Source organism: Brucella pituitosa, from assembly GCF_965577835.1.
Lineage (GTDB): Bacteria > Pseudomonadota > Alphaproteobacteria > Rhizobiales > Rhizobiaceae > Brucella > Brucella pituitosa.
The window spans coordinates 1,599,260-1,625,845 of record NZ_OZ264093.1 but is presented as its reverse complement, the minus strand read 5'-3'; the positions used below and the strand labels follow the sequence as shown (position 1 = coordinate 1,625,845).

Genomic DNA, 26,586 nt, shown 5'->3' with positions numbered 1-26,586 from the left:
GCATCGCATCAGCCAGCTGGTTCAGCTGTACCCGAAGGTAGCCAGTGCAGGTTTGCACAGCTCTGAAAGGCAATCAATTTATTTTCTTATACGAAACATAATTTTCGCAAAGTATTTTGTGAAATGACAGCAGGCAATGCCTACACGCTCATTCGTCCTTGAATCTGATGGTCTGCTGGTCGACGAGAGTGGAAACCAATTCGGTTTCAGGCGTGGAACAAACACACAGGATTTGTGCAGGCTCCTTACTCACGCTGAGATAAGCATGCCCGGTCATAGCGTCAAAATAAGCGGAGTCGCCTTTCCTGAGACGCAGTGGCGCATAAATCTCGGAATGAAGCTCCAGTTCCCCTTCCACAACGTAGAAAAACTCTTCGCCTTTGTGACGGATAAGAGGGCCAAACTCTTCAAGAGTGCGAGCGTGCGCTACCGCCAGAATAGGGACCATCGCCTTTTTATAGATTTCCGTGCAGAGATAGAGATAGTCATAATTCTGGGTGACGATCGACTTGCCTTCGCCAGATTTCGTGTATGTGCGTCGGCCCATAACACTGGACGTGGCATCAGGACTTGCGATCGTACCGAAAAGTTCGGCTATGTCGATATTCAACCCCTGTGCAAGTTCGATAAGCCGATCATAGGTGAGCTGCATTTGATTGTTTTCGACCTTTGAGAGGGTCGAGACCGCAAGCCCGGTCATCGCACTTACCTCGGCAAGCGTCCAGTGATTGCGGTTGCGAATGTCTCGCAGAATGTCGCCGAGACTGGATTTCGCATCACTCATTATTGACGTCTCCAATTAGCCTTCGGCCAGATTGTTTGGGTGGTTTATAAGACAGAATAACCATTTCACTAGCACGTGCGCGTAATCAATGTGATGTTGAAATGCAATCTGATCCGTGAGTTTCCATCCTGCCCGTTCTGTTAATTTATTATCGGGCCAGCGGATCGGCAACTCTTGGCCAGTAAGGCTTTTTCAGTTTGGTAAATGGCAGATCTTCGAAACGAGGCTGCAAAGCACCTGGCGCGCCGACATAGAGGATTTGGCTTGCGATGGGTTCAAAGCCAGCCCGGAAATGGTTGCTGGATTTGACAACGACAATCTTCTTTTGTGACGGATCGAGACCCAATGCTGTCATGCATTCTGGATGGAATGTTTGGGTACGCACAGTGTTAAGAACGATGTCGATGTTTCCTGTGCTGACCCATACAGCATCACCGATACTCAGCGGCGTTGGTCCAAAACGCTGCGTGATGTCTGACGCAATTCGCCTGATTTTCACGGTAAGATCCAGCGGATCGCCCGACACTTTTCCGATCTTGCCTCCGATCCTCAGATCCAGCGTTGCGCCTTCGCCAGCCTCGCGGCACATACGCACGGCAATCGGATCCCAGTATAGACAGGAAGCAACATCTTCGATGCCTCGCTCAAGAATGCGGCGCAGGACGAAGGTTGAATCGCCCGGCGCTCCCCCACCAGCATTGTCGGAGACATCAGCCAGCACAACAGGGCCATCTTTTGCCGCGAGAGCACGATCCAGCGCATCATCAATTTTGAGATAATCACCACGCATCTGCTCGCGCGCATCATATATCTCTGTGCCGAAGTTTTCAGCAATGCGTGCGGCTTTCAGCGGATCGTTATTGGTGACAACAAGCATCTTAGCACCAACATCTGCAACGTCGCCCCACGGAAAGCCGTGTCCGAACGAGATCGCCAGCACGCCATCTTGTCCTTCCATTTCCTTCATACGATCAACAATCCCACGCAACGGATCTTTGTGCGGATGGAAAATACTGACAAGACGGCAGTCATACGCGCCCATTGTTGGTCGGATTTCACCTGCAAGCGTGCGTTCCAGCAGCGCAAAGAGCTGTGCCGCAACCGTCTCGATATCCGTGTGCGGATATTCCTTATAGGTCATGATCATAGATGCATCAGCGATCATGCGTTCGGTGATATGACAGTGAAGATCGAGCTCGACTGCAATCGGAATTTCAGCTCCGACGCGCTTGCGTATGTGTGAGATCAGATCGCCTTCGACGTCGTCATAGCCGTCAGCAACACAGGCACCATGAAGCGCCAGCATGACGGCATCGACCGGCATGGCTGCTTCCAGATCGTCGAGAATAGTCTTGCGGAAATGTTCGTAAACCGAACGGGTCGTTCTCCCACCCGGTTCTGCTACTGCGCAGAGGCTTTCAACGACATTCCAGCCCTTTTTTTGCGCGGCGTTGCGCCAGACGAAAAGCTGTGACGAGCAACAGTTCAGAGGTTTCCGGGTCGCGTCACCATAGGCGATGAGGTTCTCTGAGAACGCCTCAAGGCCGGTCTGCATCGGTGAAAATGTGTTGGTCTCGGTGTCCAGCCCGGCGATGAAAAGTTTCATTCTGATCTCTTGAATGCAAGAATGGGATTTTCGAATAATAAAAATATGTTTATTGTCAGAAAGTCAAATTGATTGCCTTGGTTGTATAGTCGTACGCTATTCGACGAATAGGAGTTCCCGCCTGATTTTTTCAAATCCTTATGATGGAATTGAGCCATGACTGACACAATCGTTCTTGGCGCCGGTATGGTCGGTGTTTCCACCGCTCTCGCGTTGCAGGAGAGGGGACATCATGTGGTTCTTGTGGATCGTAAGGCACCGGGACAGGAAACCAGCTATGGCAATGCTGGCATTATCCAGACTGAAGCTGTGGAGCCTTATGCTTTTCCACGTTCGCTGCGCGAAATCCTGTCTGTTGCTTTAAAACGCGGCAATGATGTCGATTGGCGAATGTGTGATATGCCATATCTGGTTGGCCCGCTGTGGCGGTATTTCGCTCATTCGGCACCTCAACCGTATGCTAGAGCGGTTGCGACTTATTCGAAACTCATAATGCGAGCGAGCGCAGATCATGCACGGTTCATAGAGCCTGCAGGCGCAGATGAGCTGATTGTTCGGAAAGGTTGGCGTGCTGTCTATCGCACTGCGGAGAAGTTTGAGCTTGCGGCAGCAGCCGCCGAACGATTGAAGCAAATATACAACGTGCCGAACACGGTGCTTAGGACGAATGAAATCGCATCGCTTGAACCAACGCTGCGCCGCCCGCTGGCTGGTGCTGTTCACTGGACGTCTCCGTGGACGTGCCGCGATCCGGGCGAGCTGGTGAAGCGATATGCTTCGCTCTTTGTCGCGCGTGGCGGAACGCTGGTAATTGGAGATGCGCTGTCGTTGCAGCAGCATGGTGTGAGTTGGCGCGTAATGTTGCAGGACGGTCCGATAGTTTCTCAGAACGCAGTCATCGCTCTGGGGCCATGGTCGCCCGCATTTCTCAAAATCCTAGGCTACCGAATACCGATGGTCTTCAAGCGTGGCTATCATCGACACTTTATATCTCCTGATGGGCCACTAATGTCGACATTGGATGTTGAAAACGCAACCTTTATAGCTCCGATGAACAAGGGGCTGCGTATTCTGACTGGCGCGCATATGACGCCACTGGGGACCGTACCTTCGTCTCGCCAGATACTTTGCGCTGAAGCGGCTGCGGGCGAGCTATTTGAACTGAAGGAACCCGTCGAAACAACTCCGTGGTCGGGAACGCGCCCTTGTATGCCGGATATGCTGCCGGTCGTGGGACCGGGTCGGCATAAAGGTCTGTGGTTCCACTTTGGACATGGTCATCAGGGATTCACGCTGGGACCGACAACGGCGTCTCTTCTGGCCGGGCAGTTTGATGACAACAATATCGAACCGCCTATGAAGGCTTTGCTGCCATCGACACGCAACTGGTACTGACTTTCGGCGGCTGGGGCGTATGTTGAAACGGGTGAAACGGTTTTCGGATACGCGTTAATGCAAATGTCAGAGCGGAAAGCTTTCATAAGAAAAAGAAACAGACCTTTTGGTCCAAATCTCAACGCACAAAATCCATAACTGGCTTATAAAGATCGAAGAGTTGGCTCGCAAAGCCCTTCATTTGACTGGAGATTCTTATGATCAAGCTTATCACGCTCACTTCATTGGCTGTTACATTGCTCTCTTCGACGGTTCTGGCTTCTGGCTCTGGTTCCATAGATGCAATTACATTGTCATCGGGTGGGGTGTCGGAAATATCCAGAAAGCCCGCGATTTCCGATGATGGAATTGTTGAGATCGAAGTTCCTCTCAATCAGGTCGATGATGTACTCAAAAGTCTTGTTCTCAAGGGTGGAAAGGGTGCGATAAAAAGTATTTCTCTCGCTGGCCCGAATCCGCTTGAGGAAACTTTCCGGCAGCTCCCATTTTCGCCGTCGGACCTGTCCTCAATGTCGGCTTTCCTGTCTTCGATTCCGGGAACGCCGGTAACGGTTTCGAGTGCTGGGAAAACCGTGAAAGGTAAAATTCTGGGCGTTGAGACTTTGGCCAAATCCGATGATGCCAAGTCTCACGTGCTGACCGTGCTTGATCTGGATGGGCAGATCCAGACCATCAAACTTGGTGAAGACACATCGCTAAGTGTCGATGATGCCGACATGAAGCTAAAGCTCGCGAATGCCACAGCGGCTTTGGGGCGCGGGAGCAACGATAGCGCGCGTGTAATTCGCATAACAGTTGGTGGTCTTTCAGCGACGGATTCCCGTTTGGCTTATGTCGTTGCAGCCCCCATCTGGAAGACGGCTTACCGGATTTTAACGGAGCCAAATGGCAAAGCCCGACTTCAGGCCTGGGCTGTTGTTGAAAACGCCAGCGGCGAAGATTGGAAAGACGTCAAGCTGACGCTTACTTCGGCTGATCCTGTTACATTGAGGCAGCGTCTGCACCAGATCTATTGGAAGGATAGGGCTGAGGTCATTGTAGATACGGCGACCAATAATGTCGTCGAGGCGGATACCGGAAATCTGGCAAACAGAGCAAGAGCTCGTCCGGCCGCGAGTGAAAAGGCTGCGGTATTCGAGAGTGATGAACAAATGGCAGGAGCGATGCGTGTCCCAGCGCCCGCCATTAGTGGTTATGGAGGTAGCTCCGCAACTGAAAACACGAACAGTGCTGTTGCCTCAGCCTCTGAAAATGACACCAGTGCAAGTTTTGAGCTTCCCGGAACATTCAGTCTGACAAATGGCGATAGCTTGTCTGTTCCTATTGTCGATGCGCAGATTGAAGCGGAGATGGTTTCAATTTATCGGGGCGGTAGCAGTAATATTCATCCGGTTGCGGCGATTATGCTGAAAAACTCAACGGGCAACAGCATGCCGGGCGGTATCCTGACTGTTTACGACAGCGGTGCTGGTTACGTTGGCGATGCTCAACTATTGAGCCTCCCAAAGGATGACACGAGAATTGCTGCTTTCGCGACAGACCGGAAAGTGACGATAACGCAAGAGCAGGAACCAACGCGACAGATCACCGATATCAAAGTCGTTGATGGTGTTATTCGCATTGCGCAGAAAGTGCGTGAAACCACGACCTATCGTATATCGGGTGCACTTGATGCTGACAGGACAGTTATTATTGAACATCCTGTTCGGGGCGGTTGGTCATTTTCCTCCCAGGCTGATGATGGCAAAACAGTTTCCCACCACCGGCTGAAAGCCTTGGTTAAAGCTGGGGAAGAACAATCGGTCGTCGCTGTCGATGAACAGATTCAGAGCGAAAGCTATGGACTTATCGATGTCGATCCAGCTGCGCTTTTAAGTTGGTCATCCTCCGCATCAGATAAGGGTGTTGCGGAAAAGTTCGGCCAGCTTGCGAAGGCCAGACAGCAGCAGATTGACAAACAGCTCGAACTGCAAAGGTCTGAGGAGATGCTTCAAGATCTCCAGGGCGAGCAGGAACGCATTCGCGAAAATATCGCTGCTGTGCCCGAGAACAGCGACTTGAAGGCCAAATATCTGACGATGCTTGAGGAAAGTGAGGACACTATATCGGAAGTGTCGAAAGCCCGACAAGCAAGTAAAGTAGAAATTGATCGTTTTACCAATGAAGTCCGGGAGCAGATACGGAACTTCTAAAACACGAAGCGTGTCCCTACTACCTAAATCACCTACCGTTTCATGGACATCAGTTTACTCGGTTGTCCATGAAGGCGAGGAATGGTTCATGCCTGATTGAGATGTGGACTTAGAACAGTACCATTAGTGTGGTTCCAGTTAAGATTGAATCGTTAGAATCGCACTATTTACTTGTTTTAAGCATTGTCCAACCTGAAGCTGGGTCGCACTTTTGGTTCTAATGTATATTATGACTGTAGATTACAAAGGACACAATTGTGGTCAAGGCACCAATAGCTGCGAGCAGATAAGCACGTCGCGCAAAATGACGATTCTTGTTGGTCAAGCCGAGTGCTGTCATGGTTAGAGTCCACAAAACCAAAAACGCCAGAAGCAACAATGTGTAGACTGGTTTAGAAAGATCGTATCCGCCTCCACCGATTGAGGGAACCACCGGTGGTGTTGGATTTAGCAACCAGTTAAATCCACCTGTTGCTAACGCGAAGACAGCAACCCAAAAGAAAAATACGCGATCTCTCAACTTTGACTCCACGGATGACACATAGGTTCGTAATGATTTGCTACTGAATTCTCATCCGGCAACGATAAGGCCACGTCGGCCTTTGATATGCCAATTGGTGCGCGAATAGCAATCATCGGTTAAACTGCAGTGAAAGAAGCGCGCCATTTCCGGACGCGGCATTGTTCTATACTAACGCATCAATCTGGGTGGAGGATTTGCCAATGTCATCGTTAACTACCAGTTCGCGGTGCTGTTCAGATAATACGGCTCGATCGGTGGTCACACGCGCATTACAAATTCTACTACTGGCCGCCGGCATACTGGCCAGTTTTTCGCAAGTGGCCTGGTCGCAGGAGGCAGATGTCATGTCAGCTAAAGAATCCAATCCACGTGTGCTCGGGTGGATGGAGGGGTTTCCTCCCACGGAGGATAAAATTATTCGTTTTTCCGATCCTGATTACTTCAGTTTTCCGAAATTGCGCTGGACCGTCTGCCACTTTCGTCAGTTAATGCCGACAGTAAATGTGAGCCGTGGCATAGGTTCTCCTGCTCCTCTGACGCAACAAGCTGATCCGGCGATAGATGCCATCACTTTCAGCCCGTTGGGCAGTGATAAAACGATGACCTGGGCGCAGTCATTTGATGCGAATTACACCGATGGGATCGTTGTTCTGCATAAAGGAATGGTTGTGTATGAGCGTTATTCAGGCTGTCTGGATGTTTCAGGCCAGCATGGAGCCATGTCCGTAACCAAATCGATCACCGGTTTGTTGGGTGAAATGCTGGTGGCAGATGGTACACTTAACGAAGCAGCCCAAGTCGGCAGCCTTGTGCCGGAGCTTGCAAAAAGTGCATTCGGAGATGCGACTGTCCGGCAGGTTCTGGATATGACCACGGGTCTGGATTACAGCGAGGATTACAGTGATCCAAATGCGGATGTCTGGATATATTCTGCTGCAGGCAATCCTTTGCCGAAGCCTGATAATTATACCGGACCGCGCACCTATTTTGACTATTTGAAAACCGTCCGTAGGCAGGGCGAGCACGGAGAAGCGTTTGGCTATCGGACGATTAATTCTGACGCGCTTGGCTGGATTATCGCGCGTGTCACCGGGAAATCTGTAGCAACCCTATTGTCAGAACGCATCTGGAGCAAATTGGCCACTGAGCAGGACGCATATTATACGGTCGATTCTATCGGTACGCCTTTTGCGGGCGGTGGTTTCAATGCCGGGCTGCGCGATATGGCGCGTCTGGGACAGCTTTTGCTCAATGATGGTGTGATCAACGGTGAGCGGCTTGTGCCTGCGACTGCCGTCGCCAGTATCAAGGGTGGAGGCGACAAGAAGGCATTTGAAAAAGCTGGATACAAGCTCCTGTCGGGTTGGAGCTATCGTGGCATGTGGTGGGTTTCCCATAATGCGGATGGGGCTTTCATGGCGCGTGGGGTGCACGGACAGGCACTTTATATCGACCCCAAAGCCGAAATGGTGATTGCACGTTTTGCCTCGCACCCAAAGGCAGGCAACGCGTATAATGATCCAACATCGCTACCAGCTTATCAAGCGGTAGCAGACTATCTGATGCAAAAACCGGAGCCTTGATAGAGGCCCCGGCTGATAAACGTGACTAATAATGCCCCATGGCTTCCTGTTTGATAACAGCGCACATTCCTTTTGAGAGCATGGCGGTCAGCATATCGTTGAGTTCGAAGCCGAAAACCCCATTCGTCAATGCAGCAGGAAGAACGTCAGGACAGACGAGTGCAACTGCATGAATTATATCGCTTGGTGTGGCTGCGTCTTTTAACGCGGCCTGAAGCTCCGTTGCTTTGGGGTCATTCAGCGGCAGGGGCTGGCCGTTGGGATCCTTTCGCACGAGAAAGGCAAGCCAAGCGGCCAAAGCAAACACAAAGGGACGTATCGATCCACCAGCCGCTATCGTTTCCAATGCTGGGGCCGTTATGCGTTGGGGAAGCTTTTGGGTGCCGTCCATTGCGATCTGCGCCGTAGAGTGAGCAATTGCCGGATTGGAAAATCGCTCGGCCAAGGCCGCTGCGTAGCCGTTGAGATCAATGGCTAGTCCTTTAATCGTTGCTGCGGCCGCAGCAAGATGGCGCTGAACGAGCGCAGCGTGGTCACGATTTGCCATAACATCACGTACAAATGTTTTACCTGACAACTGCCCACTATAAGCCAGCATGGAATGGGCACCGTTCAGCATCCGGAGTTTCATGCGTTCGTACGGAGTAACGTCATCAACGAATAGGGCACCAGCGCATTCCCACTCTGGTCGGCCGGCGCAGAACCGGTCCTCAATTACCCATTGAGTGAATGGCTCGGTTTCGACCGCGGCCTGATCTTCCCGTCCTGTCAGTTCTGCAGCCAGTTTGGCAGTATCGTCATTTGATGCCGGAGTGATGCGATCGACCATGGACGACGGGAAACTGACATGACTTTCTATCCAGTTGGAAAGCTGCTTTCCGCGAGTTTCACGCGCGAAAGTCAGTACCGCGTTGCGCAGCTTCTGGCCATTGTGCGATAGGTTATCACAACTCAGCACTGTGAATGGCGGCAGGCTCAATTTCATTCTGCGGGCGAGCGCAGCGACAATCAAGCCGATCACCCCAGTCGGAGTTTCCGGATTTGCAAGATCGGCTGCGACTGCGGTATGACCGTGATCGAGTTGCCCGTCACTGGTGATGCCATATCCTTTTTCCGTCACGGTCAGACTGACGATGCGGCAGTCGGGTGATGCCATGGCGTTCAGTGCTTCGCTGCTGACGTCTGGTCCGGCCAATACCCGTTCAAGGGCACCGATCACGCGTGCCTCCGTGGAAGCGCCGCGCGTGATCATCGTATAATGACCATTCTGCGGATTCAGACTATCAGCAACTGCGGTTCCGCGTAGCGACACGCCGACTACCCGCCAGTCGCCACCCTTTTTTGCAAGAACAGTATCGGTATAAGCCAGCAGATGGGCGCGGGCAAAATTGCCAAGCCCTAAATGGACGATGCCAACCCCATGATTTTCAGGCTTATAGCCGGGCCAGGTGGCGGCTGTTCCATCACTCGCCATTGCTGAAAGTCTTGTCATTCAACGACCCTGACATCTGGATGCGATAGCGCAGTCATGATCCCACGCAACTCGGCCAAACCTTTCAATCGTCCAATGGACGGATAACCCGGCTGTGCTCTTCTGTTCAGATCGTCGAGAATATCCTGACCATGATCTGGCCGCATTGGAATTTGCCAGTCTGTCCGGCCCGCAGCCTTGCGCCGGTTTTCTTCTGCCAGAATGGCTGCGATCATGGCGACCATATCGGTATGGCCTTCCAGGTGAGCCGCTTCATGGAACGACCCGCCAAGATGCGGTTCTTCGAGTGTGACATTGCGCAGATGCAGGAAATGCACCCGTTCGCCCAGACGTTTCATCATGCCCGGTAGATCATTGTCGGCGCGTGTCCCCAGTGATCCCGTGCAAAGTGTAATGCCATTTGCCGGAATATTCACTGCGTCCATCACTGCTTTATAGTCGGCTTCGGTCGACATGATGCGTGGCAAGCCGAGTAGTGGAAACGGCGGATCATCCGGATGGCAACACAAACGTACACCGAGTTCTTCCGCCAGCGGGCTTACCTCTGCCAGAAAATCAATCAGGTGTCCCCTAAGACGCTCAGGTGAAATATTGTCGTAATGTGCAAGATGGAGCTTCACATCGTCCATAGACATGCGTTCGGCAGCGCCGGGCAAGCCAAAAACGACATTGCCCGAGAGTTCCAGACGCCGGGTGTCAGACATCTCCGTAAAACGCTTGCGTGCCGCTTCGAGAACGTCTGAGCTGTAATCGTCTGATGCGCCATCGCGCTGCAGAAGAAACAAATCGAAGGCTGCAAAATCGATGGCGTCGTAGCGCATACAAGTGGCGCCGTTTGGCAATCGATAAGCCAGATCAGTGCGCGTCCAGTCAAGGATTGGCATGAAGTTATAGCAGATCACCTCAATACCCGCATCGCGCAGGTTTCGCATCGAGGTCTTCCAGTTCGCGATATGTGTTTTCCACTCACCTGTCTGGCGTTTGATGTCTTCGGAAACCGGCAGGCTCTCGACGACCTCCCATCTCAGACCGGAGGCATCCCCGTTCTTCATTCGAGCGATGTCTGCTTTTCGCTTTTCGATTTCCACGGGCGACCAGACTGCGCCAGTCGCAACATGGTGCAGGGCTGTTACGACACCTTCTACTCCTGCCTGCAGCATATCATCGATGGATACCAGGTCCTTGGGGCCGAACCAGCGCCAGGTCTGTCTCATATTGTCGTCTCTCTGTTTTCAGTGCCGTGCAGATGCATTGGCAAAAGTAATTTGAACCTTGACCGATTGCGATCGATCTGTTGCCGCGTGAAATGCGGAAAGTGCGTCAGTTACAGGCAGTGTGGCTGTGATAATCGGACGTGGGTCGATTGCGTGCGTTCCGATCAGGCGTACAGCTTCAGCGAATTCGGTGTCGAAACGCTGCGAGCCGACGAACTGGATTTCCTTACCAACCATCACATTCAACGGCATGGTGGTTGGTCCTGCTACCCCCACCTGCACCATCGTTCCGAGCGGCCGCAGACATGAAATCGCATCATTGATTGCGGGTGCCGCGGCCGAGCATTCGAAGACCAGATCAACCTTGCCCTTGCCTTCTCTCCATCGGTCGAGCCCGTTGGGATTGGCTGCAATGTTGACTGTGTGATCGGCCCCCATTTTTGCAGCAATTGCCAGTGTCGCGTCCTGAATATCCGTCACGATGATTTCAGAAGCGTCTCGCATTCGCGCAACCGCCACACAAAGCGCCCCGATAGGGCCTGCTCCGGTTACCAGAACGACTTTGCCTGAAAGGCTCCCGGCGATTGCTTCACCGCGATTGGCTGCATGCAGACAGACCGCCAGCGGTTCAGAACAGGCCGTAGCACCTGGGTCAATATCATCAGGCACAGCAAAGCATTGATCCGCAGCAATCACCATTTTGTCGCGAAACATGCCTTGCTGATGCGGAAGGTACATTGCTGAACCTTTAAAACGCATCGCAATGCAGTGGCGCGGCAAGTCTTGCTGGCAAAAACTGCAAGTGCCACAAGGCTGAGACGGGTTCATGGCAACAAGCTGGCCAACAGCGAGGTTTGTTACACCTTCGCCAAGTGCTTCGATACGCCCGGATGCCTCATGTCCGAGAATGATTGGTTCACGAACACGAATTGTACCAATGCCACCTTCCAGCCAGTAATGCAGATCCGACCCGCAAATGCCGCCAGCCTGAACGGCAACCATTACTTCGCCGGGACCGGGTGTTTCGAGAGGTCTGTTTTCTATCCTCAGGTCATCTTGGGCATGAAGACAAACGACACGTGTTTCCGACAATTCTGTCATTGCAACCTCAAGGCATCAATGTGTTGGGCAACCACGTCGCCAAAGGCGGGAAATAGCTGACCATCAGAAGAACGATAATATTGGTGATAATGTAGGGAATGATTGCCCTGATTACCGGTGATAGAGGTAGTCGAGCTATATTTGACGCGACGAACAGGCAGACGCCGACTGGAGGCGTCGTCAGACCGATCATCAGGTTCAGAACTGCAAAACAGGCGAAGTGAATGGGGTCGATGCCGACTGCGATAGCCAGAGCCTGCAAAGGCACGAACAGAATGATCAGTGCAGCAATCGTTTCCATGAACATGCCGACAAACAGAAGCAGAATGTTGATCAGCAGGATGACAAGAAACTTGTTGTCCGTAATAGATAGAACTGCATTGGCGAGAGTCTGCGGAATCCGCTCCGCGACCAAAATCCAGCCAAAGACATTGGCAGTGCCAACCAGCACCAAGATGCCGGCCGAACTGATTGCGCTGTCGATGATGATCTTTGGAATACGGCTTACTGGCAATTCCCGATAGATGAACAGACCGACGAGGGCCGCATAAAGACATGCTACTACGGCAGTTTCTGTTGGTGTGGTGATCCCGATCAGCAGCCCACCAACGATTAGTGCAGTCATCGCAATTGCCCAGATCGCACCTGTGAACGACGTGAGCAACTCTTTGACGCCCTTCCAGTCTTCACGAGGGAAGTTCTTTTTCTTGGCGATGAAATAGGTGGTCACCATCATCGCAAAGCCCATCAGCAGACCGGGCATTGCGCCGGCGAGAAACAGTTTTCCCACTGAAAGCCCGGATAGCGATCCGACAATGATCATGGGAACGCTTGGCGGGATCATCGGGCCGACAGTTGACGAGGCAGCGGTGACTGCAGCCGAGAAATCTGCGGGATATCCGACTTTTTTCATGCCGGGGATCATCATGCCGCCAACCGACGCCACATCGGCGACCGCTGTTCCGGAAATGCCGCCAAAGAGCATTGAGGCTGCGATGTTGGCTTGTGCCAGCCCGCCGCGCATCCAGCCGACGAGAGCATTGGCAAAGCGAATGATCCGCTCGGTAATGCCACCGGAATTCATCAGGTTTCCAGCCAGAATGAAGCCGGGAATGCAGAGCAGCACGAAACTGTCCATCCCAGCATACATTTTCTGAGGAATGACAACCAGCGGGATGTCTGCGAACAGAAGATAAGCCATTGAGGACAGGCCCAATGTCACGGCTACGGGCAAGCCGATGGCAAGGCCCAGCACAAACGTGCCAAGAAGAAGGGTCAGACCCATCAGTTTTCCTCCGAATTGGGGATGGGGCGCCCGTCATGGCGGCCTGTCAGCATCTCGACGATGCGCATCAGCGCCCAAATGGTCAGCGCAACGAAAAGAATGAGCTGCGATGCGTGAATAAAATCCATGCGCCAGCCGAGAGAAGGGGCCGTTTGACGGCTGCCGATGGTGGTATAATCCCATGCGGCGGGCAAAAGAACGATTGCGAAAACCACTGTCAGGATTGCACTGATCAGTCGCAACAGCCAAGGCATACGACCGGGTAGGCTTTCACATAAGAGATCGACATTGACCATATCGCCACTGCGCAAGGCGAGACCTGCGCCGAGTGCTCCGATGTAGAGCAGACAGAATCTGGTTAGCTCTTCTGTCCAGACCGGGGCCGTGCTTAAGAATGTGCGTGCGTAAACCTGCAACAGAACAGAGCCCATAAGCACAAGAAATGTTGCGAGTATCAGAAGGCGGCACACGCCCTCCAACCCTTTGAATGTTTTTGTCATGGTGTCCTCGACAGGCTAGCTGCCGGATTTTATCCGGCAGAGCCTTGATCTCAGTCGTTGAAAACCTGCTCAGCCAGAGGACGGATTTCCTGCGGCACCGATGCGATAACGGCGTCCTTTGCCTTGCTCGCAAATGCGGCCTGGTCAACTTCCACGAATTTCACACCACGTGCTTCCAGATCGGTGACGAGTGCTTTTTCGTCAGCCGTAAACAATTCACGCTCGTAAGCCTGCGTGGTTTTGGCGGCTTCCTTCAAAGCAGCCTGATCTGCTTCCGACAATTTGCCCCAGCTGCGCTCTGATATTGTTAGGTAGATCCATGAGCGAACGTGTTCAGTTTTGTTGACGACCTTCTGAACTTCGTAAAAGCCACCCGACTTGAAGAGGGCGAGCGGATTTTCCTGTCCTTCGATGGTGCCGTTCTGAAGCGAGGTGAACACTTCCGAGAAGGCCATAGGGGTTGGATTTGCACCAAGCGCTTGCCATGCAGCCACAAAAATCGGCACATTTGGCACGCGGACTTTGAAACCCTTCAGATCTTCCGGCTTTGTAATCTCACGATTGGCTGAGAGATTGCGCGGACCGCGTGCGAAATAAGTCAGAGGGCGAATGCCCGCCTTTTCGATGATCTCGGCTTCGATCTGCTGGCCGATATCACCCGATGCAACCTTGTCCATATGTTCAAGCGACTTGTATCCATATGGCAAAGCCAGCAAAGCCGCTTTAGGCGCCCAATTCTGCAGACTTTCGCCGGTGATGGTCATGTCGGCGGTGCCAAGCTGCATGCCGTTGATGACGTCGATTTCCTTGCCGAGCGATTCATTGGGATAGACTTCAACCGCTACGCGCCCTTCGGTGCGTGTCTTGACCTCGTCAGCGAATTTCAATGCGGCCTTGTGCCAGATGTTCTCTTCATTGGCGAGGTGGCCAAGCTTAAGAGTAACCTCCTGTGCAAGCGATGTCCCTCCCATCAATGCGAGCATCGCGCAGGTTGCCGCTATGTGTTTAAAACTCTGAAACTTCATTCTTTCCTCCTCCGGAATGATGTCGATGCCGTTTTTGTCCGGCGTTATAGAAAATATTCGGGCCTTTCCTGCTCTATGACGGGGAGATCGATCAGAATCCCCTGCAGGTGTTGCCGCATGAATTGTTCAGCCCGGGAGGCATTTCCCGACGCAATGGCGTCAACCACCTCACGGTGCTGGGCGATCAGACGGGCAACCGGAAAATGCATGCTCGACAAAAAGCGCACGCGGTCCATCTGCGCCTTCATCTCAACCACGACGCGCCAGGCTTTGCCCTTGTCAGCGCCTTCAGCCAAAGTGCGGTGGAATATTTCGTCGGCATCCATGAAATCTCTTGCCGATCCGCCAATGAGTTCTTCCTGGCGAACGAGCTGCGCCCGTAGTTCGGTCACAAGCGCATCGTCTGGTGATTGGGCCAGAAGCTTAACGATATCGGCCTCAACGGCTTCGCGCACAAAGCGGGCATCCATTACTGCTTGAAGTGAGATTTTTGCGACGAAGGTTCCTCGCTGCGGGCGGACCTCCAGCAATCCTTCATTGGCAAGCGTAATAAAGGCTTCACGGACAGGCTGGCGGCTCACGCCATACTGCTGAGCCACGTCAGCTTCAGAAATTCGCGTGCCAGGGGACAATGCATTGTCAATGATGGCAGCTCGCAACGTAGCGTAAAGCTGATCCACCACACTGATGTGCTTTGGTCGCAACAATGGACTTTGCATATTCTTCGTCTCCTCGATTTCCGATTATACCATACTACCATACCAGTCAATATGGTGACGTGTTTGCACCGCTGTGGCTCAGCTTGCTGATGTTTACTACGGCGAGTAAATAGCCGAATTATCTCGGCTTTTCGTCAATTTTTTAGGCAATGAGAAATTGGATGATGTGTCGGTCTGCAGGCTGCAAAGCAGGTTATTCCGCCGATCTGGCCGTATCAGATCGGCGCTCCAGCAACTTATTTTGAAGTGAGTCTCACCTCGAAACGCGTCCCGCATTTTTCAGGAAGCGTTCACTGAGTGATTGCATGCACTAGAGCATTTCCTGTTTTTCTTGAATCATTGGAAATGCTCTATCTCTTTGTTTTTTCGCATTATCCGACGCAAAACCGCTTCGCACTTTTGCTGGAAATGCTCTAATCACACGGTTTTATATGAATTGGTGTCACTTCCTCTTTGCCCAACTCAATGCATTTCTGTACAGCGCAAAAGGTCCAGCCGCCGCCTGTTTTGCCGGATGCAGCCAGTACGATTTCCTGCCGGGGCGGTATGTGCGGGCGGTAGTGATACCAACCGTCTTCCAGGAAGGCATCAGCCGGCGGATCCATACCGGCTCCAGAGCCTTTAATGCGCGCCTCTGATAGAACCAGCCCCTGAGAAGTTACTGTCCACGACTCCTCCCATGGTATTTTTTCAACACTATGCGTCCATGAGAGGAGAAAGCTTGTGGCGGCGACTTTCAAAACGCCGCCAGCTGTTGCAATGCAGATCGCCATTTAGCCGGACGACGCGACAATGGATGGCCGCGATCTCCAGAAATGCCAGATGAGGAATGCTGCACAGGCGGTGAAACCCATTTCATCGCTATAAGGATAGGTCGCGAGCATCAGGGCGATAGCGGCGAAAGCCCATATGCGCTCCCACATATTCAGCGGTGTGCGAAGGTGGCCGATCGCCGCTGCCCCCCAAAGAAGGATACTGAGCAGCGCTTTAACGAACATATAAGCGAAGGCAGGCCAGAAACCGAACTTCTCAGAAAGAGGTCCGCCTTCCTGCAGCATGATAACCGGTTCGTACACAGCCATGAAAGGTACGGCGAAGCCCGCTACTGCAATGCGGATCGCTTGCATGCCGATCTTCATCCCCGATTCCCGTGCAATTGGGGCTGCCGCGAAGGCAGCAAGAGCTACAGGTGGGGTGAGGTCTGCCATGATGCCAAAATAGAAGACAAACATGTGCGACACCAGAAGAGGTACTTCGAGGTGAAGAAGTGCGGGCCCAGCTATCGAAGAGGTGATGATGTAGTTGGGAATGGTCGGAATGCCCATGCCGAGTATGAGACAGGCAAGCATGGTCAGTACCAGCGAGAAGAACAACGAGTTCTCTCCGACGCTGACAATCAAACGCGCAAAAGTCGATCCTGCCCCCGTGAGCGCCAGAACGCCGATGATGACGCCAACTAATGCGCAGGCAACACCCACTGGAAGCGCGTTTTTGGCACCTTCTGCGAGGCTTTGAAGACAAAGATTGAGCGTTTCCCGACCACCGCGCACTAGAAAATTGATCGCGACCAGAAGTGCTACAAGAGCAATGATCAGCGTAATACCGCGTAGGGCGTAGCCGAAAATGTTGAAAGTCGTGCCGAAGGCTGCTGCCGACATAACGCCCAGCGCGACCCAGAACAGCACACGCAACGGCATGGACATGCCGCCGGAAACGGGGACGCCGAGGATGATAAGCGCAGTGAGACTGAGGCCAACGGTGCCTGCAAAAAGTGGCGTGTAGCCCGAGAAAAGAAGCCATACCAGTGCGACAAGCGGCAACACCAAAAACCAGCGTTTTCTGATTGCTTCCAATGCGCTTGGCATCTCGCTTTTATTGAGGCCCTTCATTTTGAGGCGACGTGCTTCAAGATCCACCATGACAAAGACGGTGATGAAGTAAAGAATTGCCGGGATGATCGCGGCTTTGACGATGTCGACGTAAGGCAGGCCGAGCGTTTCAGCCATGATAAAAGCCACGGCACCCATAACTGGGGGCATGATCTGGCCCCCCATTGATGCAACGGCCTCAACGCCACCGGCAAAGGCGGGGCGAAATCCAGACCGTTTCATCAGGGGAATGGTGAAAGCGCCTGTCGTCACGACATTGGCCACACCGGAGCCGTTGATCGTCCCCATGAGTGCAGACGAGATCACCGATACTTTTGCCGGTCCGCCGCGCGATGCTCCGACCGTCCCCATAGCTATGTCGTTGAAAAGCTGGATCATGCCTGCGCGCTCGAGAAATGCCCCGAATAGGATAAAGAGGAAGATATAGCTCGATGAAACGTAGATTGGTGTCCCATAGATGCCTTCGGTTCCCAAAAAGAGAACCTCGATCACTTGCTCGAAATCATAACCACGGTGATTGAAAGGATGCGGTAAATATTGCCCGAACAGACCGTAGGCTAAAAAGATCGCGCAGATCAGCGGCAAGGTCCAGCCCATCATCTTTTTCCCCGCCCAGAAGACGAGAGCGACGACGAGGATGCCGATCACAATATCCAGTGTGTTGGGTTCCCCCGCGCGGATCACGAGGTCTTCATAAAAAATCCAATGATAAAGGCTGAGCACAAAAGCCACGATTGCCGCAAACCAGAAGGCTGCTCTTTGGGCGGTCACGGTGCTTGCATTCGCATAAAGACCAAACAGCAATAGGAGCAGAAAGCCGACATGGATGGACCGAACCACCTGACTGGGTAATGGTGAATAGGCGGACGTCCAAAGCTGGAAAACAGAAAAAGCCACGGCAATGGCAAACAGGAGTCTCGCACCTGTGCCCGTGCCCCAGGCTGGAATGTGCTCGGCCGATTCTACGGCGCTGTTCTCGCTCTGCGTCATGAGTAAACCTTCATCAGATTATACCAGTTAAAACAAACAGTTGCGCAATGATCTGCGTTGTTCGGATCAAATGAGCTCTGTTGGAAAAGGTGAGGCCCGGGTTATCCCACCCGGGCGTCGACTATCTGGATGCGGCAATACAAGCTTGCCACGATTACCAGCCGGTCTTACTCGATGCCTTTTTCCTTGTAATAACGCAGCGCGCCGGGGTGTATTGGAACCGGCGAGACGATGGTGCTTTTATCGAGTTTGATGGCTTTTGCCGAAGAATGAGCAGCAGCCAGCTGGTCGAGGTTCTCAAATAATCTCTTGGTCATCTGATAGACCAGTTCTTCGTCCATATCAGGACGAACGATCAGATAGTTGATCACGGAAGCCGTCACGACATCCTTATCTTGACCGTTGTATGTATCCGCCGGGATTGTGTTGACCTGATAGGGTGCACCGATTTTCTCGATGATATCGGCTGGGACTTCCACAACGTTTATATCCACGGAATTAGCAAGATCGCGCAGCGAAGCGACACCAAGACCCGACGATTGCAATGTTGCGTCCAACTGGCGGTTTTTCATAAGCTCGACCGATTCCGCGAAGGGCAGATATTCAATCTTGCCGAGATCGTCATAGGAAAGGCCAGCGGCTTCCAGAATGGTTCGCGCGTTCAGCTCGGTTCCGGATTTCGGAGCGCCGACGGAAAGTCGTTTCCCCTTCAGGTCGGCCAATGTCTTGATGCCGGATTCCTTGGAGGCAACGATCTGAACATAATTCGGATAGATTGCAGCGAGAGTGCTGAGATTGGTGAGCTTCTTTTTAAAGCCAGCCGCTTCATTCCCCTCATAGGCATCACGCAATGAGTCTCCCAGGGTGAATGCGACTTCTCCACGACCGCTGTTGATGAGGTTGATGTTTTCAATCGATGCTTTTGTTGCCTGAACCGATGGCCGAACCTCAGGAATGCTGGAATAGATTTTTTCCATCGCGACGCCGAGTGGATAATAAACGCCACTGGTGCCGCCGGTCAGAATATTTACAAATTCCTCCGCTTTGGCGTGCGCAGCACCAAGAACAAGGCCGAGCGCTGTAGCTAGAGAAACAGTCGATTTCCGGTTGAAAATTAGCATATTTCCTCCTCCCATAAATAAATGTCGTCTTGGCTATAGAACCATGACTAAGCAGGAGATTATGTGGATCAATCCCCCGCCGCATTTGAAAATGTCCTCCCTCGGAACTTGGGAAACGCTATAGCATTATTGAAAAAAACCAAAATGTTTTTGGCTGTTATTATTTTGTTAGTATAATTTCCCATGAGCATGGTATTTTTTGAATAAATGCATGAGAAAGAGGCTGTAATGGATAATATATAAACGGAATAAGACGGAAAATTTATAAGTATATTTTTGTTTGTAATTCTACTTTTCAGACCAGATAGAATAGTCAATCTTACCTTTGAGTTCAGGAAAATCATCTGGATCGAAACGTGGTTCGCCTGCTTGTTTCTGATTGAAATAGTCTTTGGTTATTTTGACGACTGTTCCAGACAGAAGTACGATGGCGATCAGGTTGACCGATGCCATCAAGCCCATCGCAGCGTCGGCCATATTGAATACCGTCGCTACCGTCGTATAGGCACCCCAGATTACCATGATCAGAACAGCGGCTCGTAGCGTGCCGATCATCCCACGGTTATCGAGCTTCAGGAATACCATCGCATTTTCTGAATAAGCGTAGTTGCCGATGATTGAGGTGAACGCGAAGAAGAAAATGGCAATCGCAATGAAATAGCGACCTGCCTCACCAATGTGCACAACCATCGCTTCCTGCGTCAGTGGCGTTCCTGTCAGCTCTGAACCAGGTGTCATGACGCCCGACAACAGGATCATGATGCCCGTAGCCGTGCAAATCAGGATCGTATCAATGAACACGCCCAAAGCCTGCACAAAACCCTGGCTTGAAGGATGATGAGGTGAGGGGGTGGCGACCGCCGCTATATTGGGTGCGGACCCCATGCCCGCTTCGTTTGAGAACAGGCCACGCTTGACGCCGTTCAGCATAGCTCCCGCAATGCCACCAGCGGCCTGTTCGATGCCAAAAGCGCTCTTGACGATGAGCGCAATTACTCCGGGTACCGCAGTGATATTTGCGACGACCACGTAAAGTGCCATGCCCAGATAAGCGACGGCCATGAATGGAACGACATACTCGGCAACCTGCGCAATCTTACGAATGCCACCGAATATAACGATCCCGGTTAGCACTGCGAGAGTGATGCCAACCCAAATCTTCTCAACGCCAAAAGCTCCCTGCATGGCATCGGCGATGGAGTTTGCCTGAACGGCGTTAAAAACGAGGCCGAACGCGATAATTAGGCAAACTGAAAAGATCGCACCTGCCCACGGTGCATTTAATCCACGTGAGATATAGAAGGCAGGTCCACCGCGATATTGGCCATTGTGATCTTTGATTTTATACAGCTGCGCCAAAGCGCTCTCGGAGTAGGCGGTTGCCATGCCAACGGTCGCGACGACCCACATCCAGAATAAAGCACCCGGACCGCCCAGAAACAGGGCCACGGCGACACCAGCCAGATTTCCAGTGCCGACACGCGATGCGAGACTCGTACAAAGTGCCTGAAGCGGTGTGATCCCGCTGGTGTCATTTGCTGGTGCGCGCATGACAGATCGGAAGAATTCCGGGAAATGCCTGAATTGTATGAACCCAAGGCGAAATGTAAAATATATCCCCACAGCGATCAGGCCATAAAGGAGAATATAGCTCCAGAAGATCGTGTTTAGAAAATCAATTATTGCATTCAGTATGGTCATGCTGATCTCCCAATAATTGACCTGCGGTGGACCTATCTTTAGTCACGATGACATGAGTTCATGCTCTGAGTATTTCTATAATTGCAATAATATTAGCTTATTTAGCGGGCGTGAAATGAATTTCTAGCCGGTCATTAGTCAACCACCGGAATTGAACAAGATAACAGCAGAATAAAGATTATACATCTCAGTATCGAAATCGATATGCATTACCAGCGCAACCAAACGTGTCTGCCGATCATGACGAGAAGCCCGGTGATAGCAATGCCGAACGTATACCAGGTCGCGATGAACGGAATCCCCCTTTTCTGGACAGTGAAGTGAACAGACAAGCACACCGCTAGCGCCCAATACGATGTCCGCTGCGAGACCCGCAAGCGCTGGGTTAACGGGAGCCAGCCTGCGCATGGCTGCAAGGAGCGATTTCAGCATTAGCAGAGTTATGAGCACTATCAGCCACGGACAAGCGAGAGCTGTGCGCCCAAAAGTAACATCCCGCCTTTATTCGGGCGAGGCACCCTCCCACTAATATAGTGCTGCCTCTATCAGACAAATGAGAAGAAGAGCCATTAGCCGCCAGTGCAGTTGGCTGCGGTTCGGTCGGGACAGGGCGGAACTGCGGGAACCAAAACCAGAAGTAGAAATAGCGCGTCGACGTTCTGGGTCAAACTATCGGCAAGACGGGCACAGCGGATGCTCCGCTCTGTCAGGCCTTTCCGCCAGCATTGACCATTCCGTCTTACTGTGTTTGCCACAGGGCGCATACCCAAAATCTGAAATAACCAGCAAATAGGTATCGTGCCGATAACCCAGCGTTGGGCACGAAGCGTTTAAGCTAAAGACCCATGATAGGTACCTCACTCCTGAGGAGTTGGATCGACTGGGAAAAGCCCTCGGTTCGGCGGAAAGGAAGGTGGTAAGCATATTTGCAGTTGCCGCGATAAGGTTTCTCTTCATGACAGGATGTAGAAGGAACGAGGCGCTGACTCTGCAATGGTCGTGGATTGATTTCGAACGCCGAATAGCGAAATTACCAGATAGCAAAACTGATCAAAAAGTTGTGCACCTAGGTGACAGTGTATTATCATTGATAAAATCACTCCAAAAGTCGCCGGCTCACCGTTGGTTTTTCCGTCATCAGTAGGAGGAGATCGACCGCTCAGTATCCAAAAGACATGGCATGATCTTCGGCATAATTTTGCAAGTATGGCTGTGTCGTCGGGACAAAGCTTATATCTGGTTGGGAAATTGTTAGGGCACAGTCAATCCCAGACAACTCAACGATATGCGCATTTGGCGCTAGATCCTATACGCGATGCGGCAGATAGTGTTTCGAATATGATTGGCTAAAACTTAAGCCGAACTTGCTCAGAAGATACTCCACAAACGAGTTAGTGCGCGTTTTTGCTGATGTTGTCGGCAACAACGCTATGATAGCCGTTATAGTCTGGTATCTCTATGTCCCGAAAGCCGTTGCGCTTGACCTCGCGATAGATCGTCGAGCGATGATGACACATGAGTTGCGCAATATCGCCGAGAGGGACTTTGAGCTGCTTAAGTTCGAAAAGACCACGACGTTCAGGCAAAGTGATTTGCGAATAGCAGTTCGATATCCAATTTTCTCCATGGTTAACGCCATGAATTTATTGGCATGTTGCAGTTTAGGATAGAATATATCTGACGGGGCTGACCATCGAAATGCGAACAAAGTCGCCAGAGTTTATCTGACGACTTTGAGTTTAAACCGTTTCAACACTGTTTGGAAAGTCAGATACGGTCTTCATGCACAGATCGCGCTCTTCGACATGTGGCATATGGCTAGATTCCTCAAATAGTACCCACTTATTGTTCGGAACATTTTCCACATAGGGCTTCACAACCAATGGCGTTGCTTCATCATAACGGCCTGAGACGACAAGCGTTGGTGCCTGAATGCGGCTGAGGCGGTCTTCAAGTGTCCAGTCTTTCATCGTGCCGATTACATGAAATTCAGTCGGACCGTTCATGTTGCGATAGATGGTATTATCCTCATCCATGATCGCGAATGTTCGTGCGACTTCCTTAGGCCATGGATTTACGCGGCAGACATGGCGATCATAAAATACGCGAGAGACTGCGATATATTCAGGATCGGTCAGCGTGCCCGTTCTTTCATGCTGCAACAAAGTTTCCTGCACATCAGCGGGAAGTTCGCGTCGTAAACGGTTGGCGTCCGCCACCCATGTGTGCATGTTAGCGGGGGAGTTTGCGATAACGAGTGTCTTTAGGTCCGCAGGTTGTCCAACGGCGTGTTCTGCACCCAACATACCACCCCAAGATTGGCCGAGATAAGCATATGAATTACATGACGCGCTATAATAATGAGAAGGTGAAAGACCTTGTAGCAGCTGCGCGCCTTGAACTCGATCCGAAGAAGCGCGAAGAGATGTATGTTGATTTGCAAAAAATGGCGAAAGACGACGTCAACTGGATCGACCTTTATTACAGCCCATATATCAATGTTACGGGAAAGAATATCGATGGTTTTTATCAGTATCCGCTCGGTCGTTTCTTTTTAGAAGACACAGTGAAGAACTAATGTGAAAGTTTGAAACTGAAATGACGACGGCCTTTTGGCCGCCGTTTAAATGTGGTGTTTGAATGGATTCAACGTAACGGCCCGATTGCTACCGCCTGTTTAAGCAAGGCCTCGTGACGTAAGACACGTCTTTAGCGACGTCGTTAATGACGTGTCTTGAGATTGAGGTAGACGATGCGGATGGAGATACTGGGCCACGAACGCCGACGTCGGTGGCGGGCCGAAGAGAAGCTTGCGATAGTCAATTCGGTTGGGGTTGATGGCGCGACCGTAACAGAAGTTGCGCTACGTCACGATGTATCGCGTCCGCAGATTTATATGTGGCGTAGCGAGTTGAAGAGGAAGGGGCTTCTGCCTCCCTCGCCGGAGCCCTTGTTTCTTCCCGTTGACATGACTGCCGCTCCGTCCGGCTCTGAGGCGAACAGTTCCGTCGATGCTTCATCCTCAATGGTTGAATTGCAATTGCGCTGCGGCCGCCGTCTTTGTTTTGACAGCCAAGTGGAAGGCGCGGTGCTGACGCGGCTCATCCGGGCGGTGGAACAGGCATGATTGGACCGGGCACCGGCGTTCGGGTTTACCTTGCCTGTGGCGTCACAGATATGAGGAAGGGTATTGAGGGCCTTTCGATGTTGGCTCAGGATGTCTTGCGTCAGAAGCCAACTGGCGGAGCGGTCTTCGCTTTTCGCGGGCGGCGTGGTGATCGGGTGAAGCTCCTGTATTTTGATGGCCAGGGATTTTGCCTTTATTATAAAATTCTGCAGAAAGGCCGTTTCCCCTGGCCCTCAGCGGCCGATGGGACGGCTCGACTGACAGCCGCGCAACTGGCGATGCTATGGGAAGGAATAGACTGGAGGCGTCCGGACTGGGGTGCTCCGCCGGCACGTGTCGGTTGATTTTTATCTTACTGAAACTACTTGTTTTTATGGCGTTCTGCCCTGACTTATGCTAGTCAGGATCATGTCGAATGCGAGCTCAATTCTTCCTGACGATCCAGCCTTTCTGAAGGCGATGATCACCGCCTTGCAGGCGGAGAATGCGAAGATGTCGGCGGCGTTGAAAGCGCATGATCACCTGATCCAGGGTTTGAGGCTGCGCATTGCCCGGCTGAAGAAACAGGTCTTCGGCAAGTCTTCTGAAAAGATTGAGCGGGAAATTGCGCAACTGGAGCTGGCGCTGGAGGATCTGTTGATCGCCAGTGCCGAACACGAGGCTGCGCCCGTTGAAGAGCTTGAAGACGAGATGGCTTGCGTCCCGGAGGAGACTTCACAGCCCCGGCCTCTGCGTCGACGTCCGCGCGTATCGGAAAATGCCGTTCGCGAACGCCGGGAACTTGATCCCGGTCATTGTTGTCCTGCCTGTGGCGGAGAATTGCGCCTTGTCGGAGAGGATGTCAGCGAAATCCTCGACATGATCGCAGCGACGATGAAGGTCATTGAGATCGCCCGACCAAAGAGGTCGTGCCGTTGCTGCGAGAAAATGGTGCAGGTTCCTGCGCCCAGCCGCCCAATACCCGGCAGTATGGCGGGTGCCGGGCTTCTGGCCTATATCCTGGTCTCGAAGTTCGATGATCACCTGCCGCTCTATCGCCTCAACGAGATCTTCGCGCGGATGGGTGCCGATATACCTGACAGCACATTGGTGGACTGGTGCGGTCGTGCCATGCAAGTGCTTCGGCCGCTGATCGAGCGAATTGAGAAGGAGATCATGAAAAGTGATCTCCTCCATGCTGACGATACCCCGATCCGGGTGCTGGATCGCTCACTGCGCGACAAGGAACTGGGCAAAGGTGTGAAGAAGGGCAGGATCTGGACATATGTCCGCGATCAGCGTCCATGGGCAGGCGGCGCACCGCCGGGTGCGGTTTATTACTTCGCTCCCGACTGGAAGGAAGAGCACGTCCATCATCATCTGCGAGAAGCGAGCGGCATCCTCCAGGCTGATGGTTATAAAGGCTACGCAAAACTATACGAACCTGATGCGGGTGGGAACTGCCGCTTCCGCGAGGCTTCCTGCTGGGCGCATTGGCGGCGTGACTTTCATGATATCTGGGTCGCGAACAAATCCGTGATTGCGCGCGAGGCTCTCGATCGGATCGGAGCGCTGTATGATATCGAGCGGGATATTGCAGGCCGGCCCGCCGATGTACGGCTCGCCACGCGCCAAAAGCACAGCAAGCCGAAGGTCGAGGAACTGCGCGCATGGGCGGAAAAGCAGTTGCTTAGCATTCCGGGCAAAAGCGAACTGGCGAAAGCTTTGCGCTATGGGCTGAGCAGATGGCCGTCACTCTGCCTGTTCCTGGAGGACGGTCGTGTGGCCATAGACAACAACGCTGCGGAGCGAGCCCTGAGGCCCATTGGTGTTGGACGTCGGAACTGGTTATTCGCAGGCGCTGATACTGGCGCGGAAACTCTGGCACGTGCCATGACGATCATTGAAACGGCGAAGATGAGCGGTCTCAATCCGCAGGCTTATCTGGCCGATGTGCTCGACCGCATTCACGATCACAAAATCAATCGGCTCGATGAGTTGCTCCCATGGAATTGGGTGCCTCTCGGAGCAGAACATGCTGAGGCAGCCTGATGGCCACGGTCACGTTTTTCTACACCACAGACTATGTCGCTGAAATGCTCAACGAGGATGCTGACCTTCTGTATGCGATCATCCGCAATGACGATAACCTGACTTATGGAAATATAGTCACTGTCGTAACCGGCGAGGATCAAACCACTTCCGCTCTAACGGACGACGGCATCGATGAACTCAGACAGATACTCGCCGACGCGCGTCAATCAGCCGAAAAATGGCAAGAATTCCTCGAATGCTTTGTCGATGACCAAGAAGTCGTCGAACGTGTCAAGACATATTCCCCACGGTAACAATCGGGCGGT

The 26,586-nt window shown here is 52.3% G+C and carries 25 protein-coding genes and 3 pseudogenes; 11 read left to right on the top strand and 17 right to left on the bottom strand.

The genetic code is table 11. From position 1 onward, the window contains the following. Nucleotides 1-148: 148 nt before the first annotated feature. Nucleotides 149-784, bottom strand: coding sequence for a helix-turn-helix domain-containing protein (locus ACSME1_RS18830; RefSeq protein WP_024896463.1), 636 nt, complete (start codon nucleotides 782-784; stop codon nucleotides 149-151). Nucleotides 785-932: 148 nt separating this feature from the next. Beyond that, a complete protein-coding gene (locus ACSME1_RS18825) occupies nucleotides 933-2,390 on the bottom strand; it encodes a M81 family metallopeptidase (RefSeq protein ID WP_424577590.1) in 1,458 nt (485 codons plus the stop codon). A 156-nt stretch (nucleotides 2,391-2,546) separates the two neighbouring features. Here ACSME1_RS18825 and ACSME1_RS18820 point away from each other — a divergent pair, with 156 nt between their 5' ends. Next, a complete protein-coding gene (locus tag ACSME1_RS18820; RefSeq protein WP_435655197.1) occupies nucleotides 2,547-3,785 on the top strand; it encodes an NAD(P)/FAD-dependent oxidoreductase in 1,239 nt (412 codons plus the stop codon). Between the two features lie 197 nt (nucleotides 3,786-3,982). Next, nucleotides 3,983-5,977: a DUF4139 domain-containing protein gene (locus tag ACSME1_RS18815; RefSeq protein ID WP_435655196.1), complete on the top strand. Its 1,995-nt coding sequence runs from the start codon at nucleotides 3,983-3,985 to the stop codon at nucleotides 5,975-5,977. A gap of 217 nt (nucleotides 5,978-6,194) precedes the next feature. On the opposite strand, the gene ACSME1_RS18810 is transcribed toward ACSME1_RS18815, so the two are convergent. Continuing rightward, on the bottom strand, nucleotides 6,195-6,497 hold the full coding sequence (locus ACSME1_RS18810) for a hypothetical protein (RefSeq protein ID WP_424577593.1): 303 nt from the start codon (nucleotides 6,495-6,497) through the stop codon (nucleotides 6,195-6,197). A 347-nt stretch (nucleotides 6,498-6,844) separates the two neighbouring features. Between ACSME1_RS18810 and ACSME1_RS18805 the strand changes: the two genes are divergently transcribed. After that, a complete protein-coding gene (locus ACSME1_RS18805) occupies nucleotides 6,845-8,083 on the top strand; it encodes a serine hydrolase domain-containing protein (protein ID WP_424577706.1) in 1,239 nt (412 codons plus the stop codon). 25 nt (nucleotides 8,084-8,108) lie between these two features. Here ACSME1_RS18805 and ACSME1_RS18800 read toward each other — a convergent pair whose 3' ends face one another. The 12 genes from ACSME1_RS18800 to ACSME1_RS18745 all read right to left on the bottom strand — a co-directional run bounded on the left by ACSME1_RS18800 (nucleotide 8,109) and on the right by ACSME1_RS18745 (nucleotide 21,570). Continuing rightward, nucleotides 8,109-9,575 carry a mannitol dehydrogenase family protein gene (locus tag ACSME1_RS18800; protein ID WP_435655195.1) on the bottom strand — a complete coding sequence of 489 codons (1,467 nt, stop codon included), beginning with the start codon at nucleotides 9,573-9,575 and terminating at the stop codon, nucleotides 8,109-8,111. Then, nucleotides 9,572-10,789, bottom strand: a complete 1,218-nt coding sequence (uxuA, locus tag ACSME1_RS18795) for a mannonate dehydratase (protein ID WP_435655194.1) — start codon at nucleotides 10,787-10,789, stop codon at nucleotides 9,572-9,574. The genes ACSME1_RS18800 and uxuA overlap by 4 nt, the downstream gene beginning before the upstream one ends. A gap of 18 nt (nucleotides 10,790-10,807) precedes the next feature. Beyond that, nucleotides 10,808-11,890 (bottom strand): L-idonate 5-dehydrogenase, encoded by a 1,083-nt coding sequence (locus tag ACSME1_RS18790; RefSeq protein WP_435655193.1) that lies wholly within the window; start codon nucleotides 11,888-11,890, stop codon nucleotides 10,808-10,810. Between the two features lie 7 nt (nucleotides 11,891-11,897). Further along, entirely contained in the window at nucleotides 11,898-13,175 is a 1,278-nt protein-coding gene (locus ACSME1_RS18785) for a TRAP transporter large permease (RefSeq protein WP_100556807.1), read from the bottom strand. Continuing rightward, complete coding sequence (locus ACSME1_RS18780; RefSeq protein ID WP_105534586.1) at nucleotides 13,175-13,675, bottom strand: TRAP transporter small permease; 501 nt, start codon at nucleotides 13,673-13,675, stop codon at nucleotides 13,175-13,177. The genes ACSME1_RS18785 and ACSME1_RS18780 overlap by 1 nt, the downstream gene beginning before the upstream one ends. A 50-nt stretch (nucleotides 13,676-13,725) precedes the next feature. Continuing rightward, on the bottom strand, nucleotides 13,726-14,700 hold the full coding sequence (locus ACSME1_RS18775) for a TRAP transporter substrate-binding protein (protein ID WP_105534587.1): 975 nt from the start codon (nucleotides 14,698-14,700) through the stop codon (nucleotides 13,726-13,728). 44 nt (nucleotides 14,701-14,744) lie between these two features. Then, nucleotides 14,745-15,419, bottom strand: a complete 675-nt coding sequence (locus ACSME1_RS18770; protein ID WP_105534588.1) for a GntR family transcriptional regulator — start codon at nucleotides 15,417-15,419, stop codon at nucleotides 14,745-14,747. A gap of 413 nt (nucleotides 15,420-15,832) precedes the next feature. Next, nucleotides 15,833-16,192 carry a DUF1850 domain-containing protein gene (locus ACSME1_RS18765; protein ID WP_424577597.1) on the bottom strand — a complete coding sequence of 120 codons (360 nt, stop codon included), beginning with the start codon at nucleotides 16,190-16,192 and terminating at the stop codon, nucleotides 15,833-15,835. Next, nucleotides 16,193-18,298, bottom strand: coding sequence for a TRAP transporter permease (locus tag ACSME1_RS18760; protein ID WP_424577598.1), 2,106 nt, complete (start codon nucleotides 18,296-18,298; stop codon nucleotides 16,193-16,195). It abuts the gene before it with no gap. A 167-nt stretch (nucleotides 18,299-18,465) separates the two neighbouring features. Further along, on the bottom strand, nucleotides 18,466-19,419 hold the full coding sequence (locus tag ACSME1_RS18755; RefSeq protein ID WP_424577599.1) for a TAXI family TRAP transporter solute-binding subunit: 954 nt from the start codon (nucleotides 19,417-19,419) through the stop codon (nucleotides 18,466-18,468). A gap of 288 nt (nucleotides 19,420-19,707) precedes the next feature. Further along, nucleotides 19,708-21,111: an alanine/glycine:cation symporter family protein gene (locus tag ACSME1_RS18750; protein ID WP_435655465.1), complete on the bottom strand. Its 1,404-nt coding sequence runs from the start codon at nucleotides 21,109-21,111 to the stop codon at nucleotides 19,708-19,710. Nucleotides 21,112-21,258: 147 nt separating this feature from the next. Continuing rightward, nucleotides 21,259-21,570: an NrsF family protein gene (locus ACSME1_RS18745; protein ID WP_435655192.1), complete on the bottom strand. Its 312-nt coding sequence runs from the start codon at nucleotides 21,568-21,570 to the stop codon at nucleotides 21,259-21,261. A 197-nt stretch (nucleotides 21,571-21,767) separates the two neighbouring features. On the opposite strand from ACSME1_RS18745, the pseudogene ACSME1_RS18740 reads away from it, so the two are divergent. The 3 genes and pseudogenes from ACSME1_RS18740 to ACSME1_RS18730 form a co-directional block, all read left to right on the top strand. Continuing rightward, a pseudogene (locus tag ACSME1_RS18740) lies at nucleotides 21,768-21,863 on the top strand (cytochrome b/b6 domain-containing protein); the annotation flags it as partial. 170 nt (nucleotides 21,864-22,033) lie between these two features. Then, a complete protein-coding gene (locus ACSME1_RS18735) occupies nucleotides 22,034-22,264 on the top strand; it encodes a tyrosine-type recombinase/integrase (protein WP_435655191.1) in 231 nt (76 codons plus the stop codon). Nucleotides 22,265-22,326: 62 nt separating this feature from the next. Next, nucleotides 22,327-22,470 carry a hypothetical protein gene (locus tag ACSME1_RS18730; protein WP_435655190.1) on the top strand — a complete coding sequence of 48 codons (144 nt, stop codon included), beginning with the start codon at nucleotides 22,327-22,329 and terminating at the stop codon, nucleotides 22,468-22,470. 41 nt (nucleotides 22,471-22,511) lie between these two features. On the opposite strand, the gene ACSME1_RS18725 is transcribed toward ACSME1_RS18730, so the two are convergent. Both ACSME1_RS18725 and ACSME1_RS18720 read right to left on the bottom strand, forming a co-directional pair. Then, nucleotides 22,512-22,706, bottom strand: coding sequence for a helix-turn-helix domain-containing protein (locus tag ACSME1_RS18725; RefSeq protein ID WP_051514737.1), 195 nt, complete (start codon nucleotides 22,704-22,706; stop codon nucleotides 22,512-22,514). Between the two features lie 153 nt (nucleotides 22,707-22,859). Beyond that, nucleotides 22,860-23,456: pseudogene (locus ACSME1_RS18720) on the bottom strand (proline iminopeptidase-family hydrolase); the annotation flags it as partial. On the opposite strand from ACSME1_RS18720, the pseudogene ACSME1_RS18715 reads away from it, so the two are divergent. The 5 genes and pseudogenes from ACSME1_RS18715 to ACSME1_RS18695 all read left to right on the top strand — a co-directional run. After that, nucleotides 23,447-23,698: pseudogene (locus ACSME1_RS18715) on the top strand (ABC transporter substrate-binding protein); the annotation flags it as partial. The pseudogenes ACSME1_RS18720 and ACSME1_RS18715 overlap by 10 nt on opposite strands. 174 nt (nucleotides 23,699-23,872) lie before the next feature. Further along, nucleotides 23,873-24,247 carry an IS66-like element accessory protein TnpA gene (gene tnpA / locus ACSME1_RS18710; protein WP_265983403.1) on the top strand — a complete coding sequence of 125 codons (375 nt, stop codon included), beginning with the start codon at nucleotides 23,873-23,875 and terminating at the stop codon, nucleotides 24,245-24,247. Next, a complete protein-coding gene (gene tnpB, locus ACSME1_RS18705; protein WP_011982990.1) occupies nucleotides 24,244-24,591 on the top strand; it encodes an IS66 family insertion sequence element accessory protein TnpB in 348 nt (115 codons plus the stop codon). The genes tnpA and tnpB overlap by 4 nt, the downstream gene beginning before the upstream one ends. Nucleotides 24,592-24,655: 64 nt before the next feature. Beyond that, a complete protein-coding gene (gene tnpC, locus ACSME1_RS18700) occupies nucleotides 24,656-26,278 on the top strand; it encodes an IS66 family transposase (RefSeq protein WP_265983404.1) in 1,623 nt (540 codons plus the stop codon). Next, the gene (locus tag ACSME1_RS18695; protein ID WP_265983406.1) at nucleotides 26,278-26,574 is read left to right on the top strand and encodes a hypothetical protein; all 297 of its coding nucleotides are present in this window, start codon (nucleotides 26,278-26,280) and stop codon (nucleotides 26,572-26,574) included. The genes tnpC and ACSME1_RS18695 overlap by 1 nt, the downstream gene beginning before the upstream one ends. Nucleotides 26,575-26,586 lie beyond the last annotated feature (12 nt).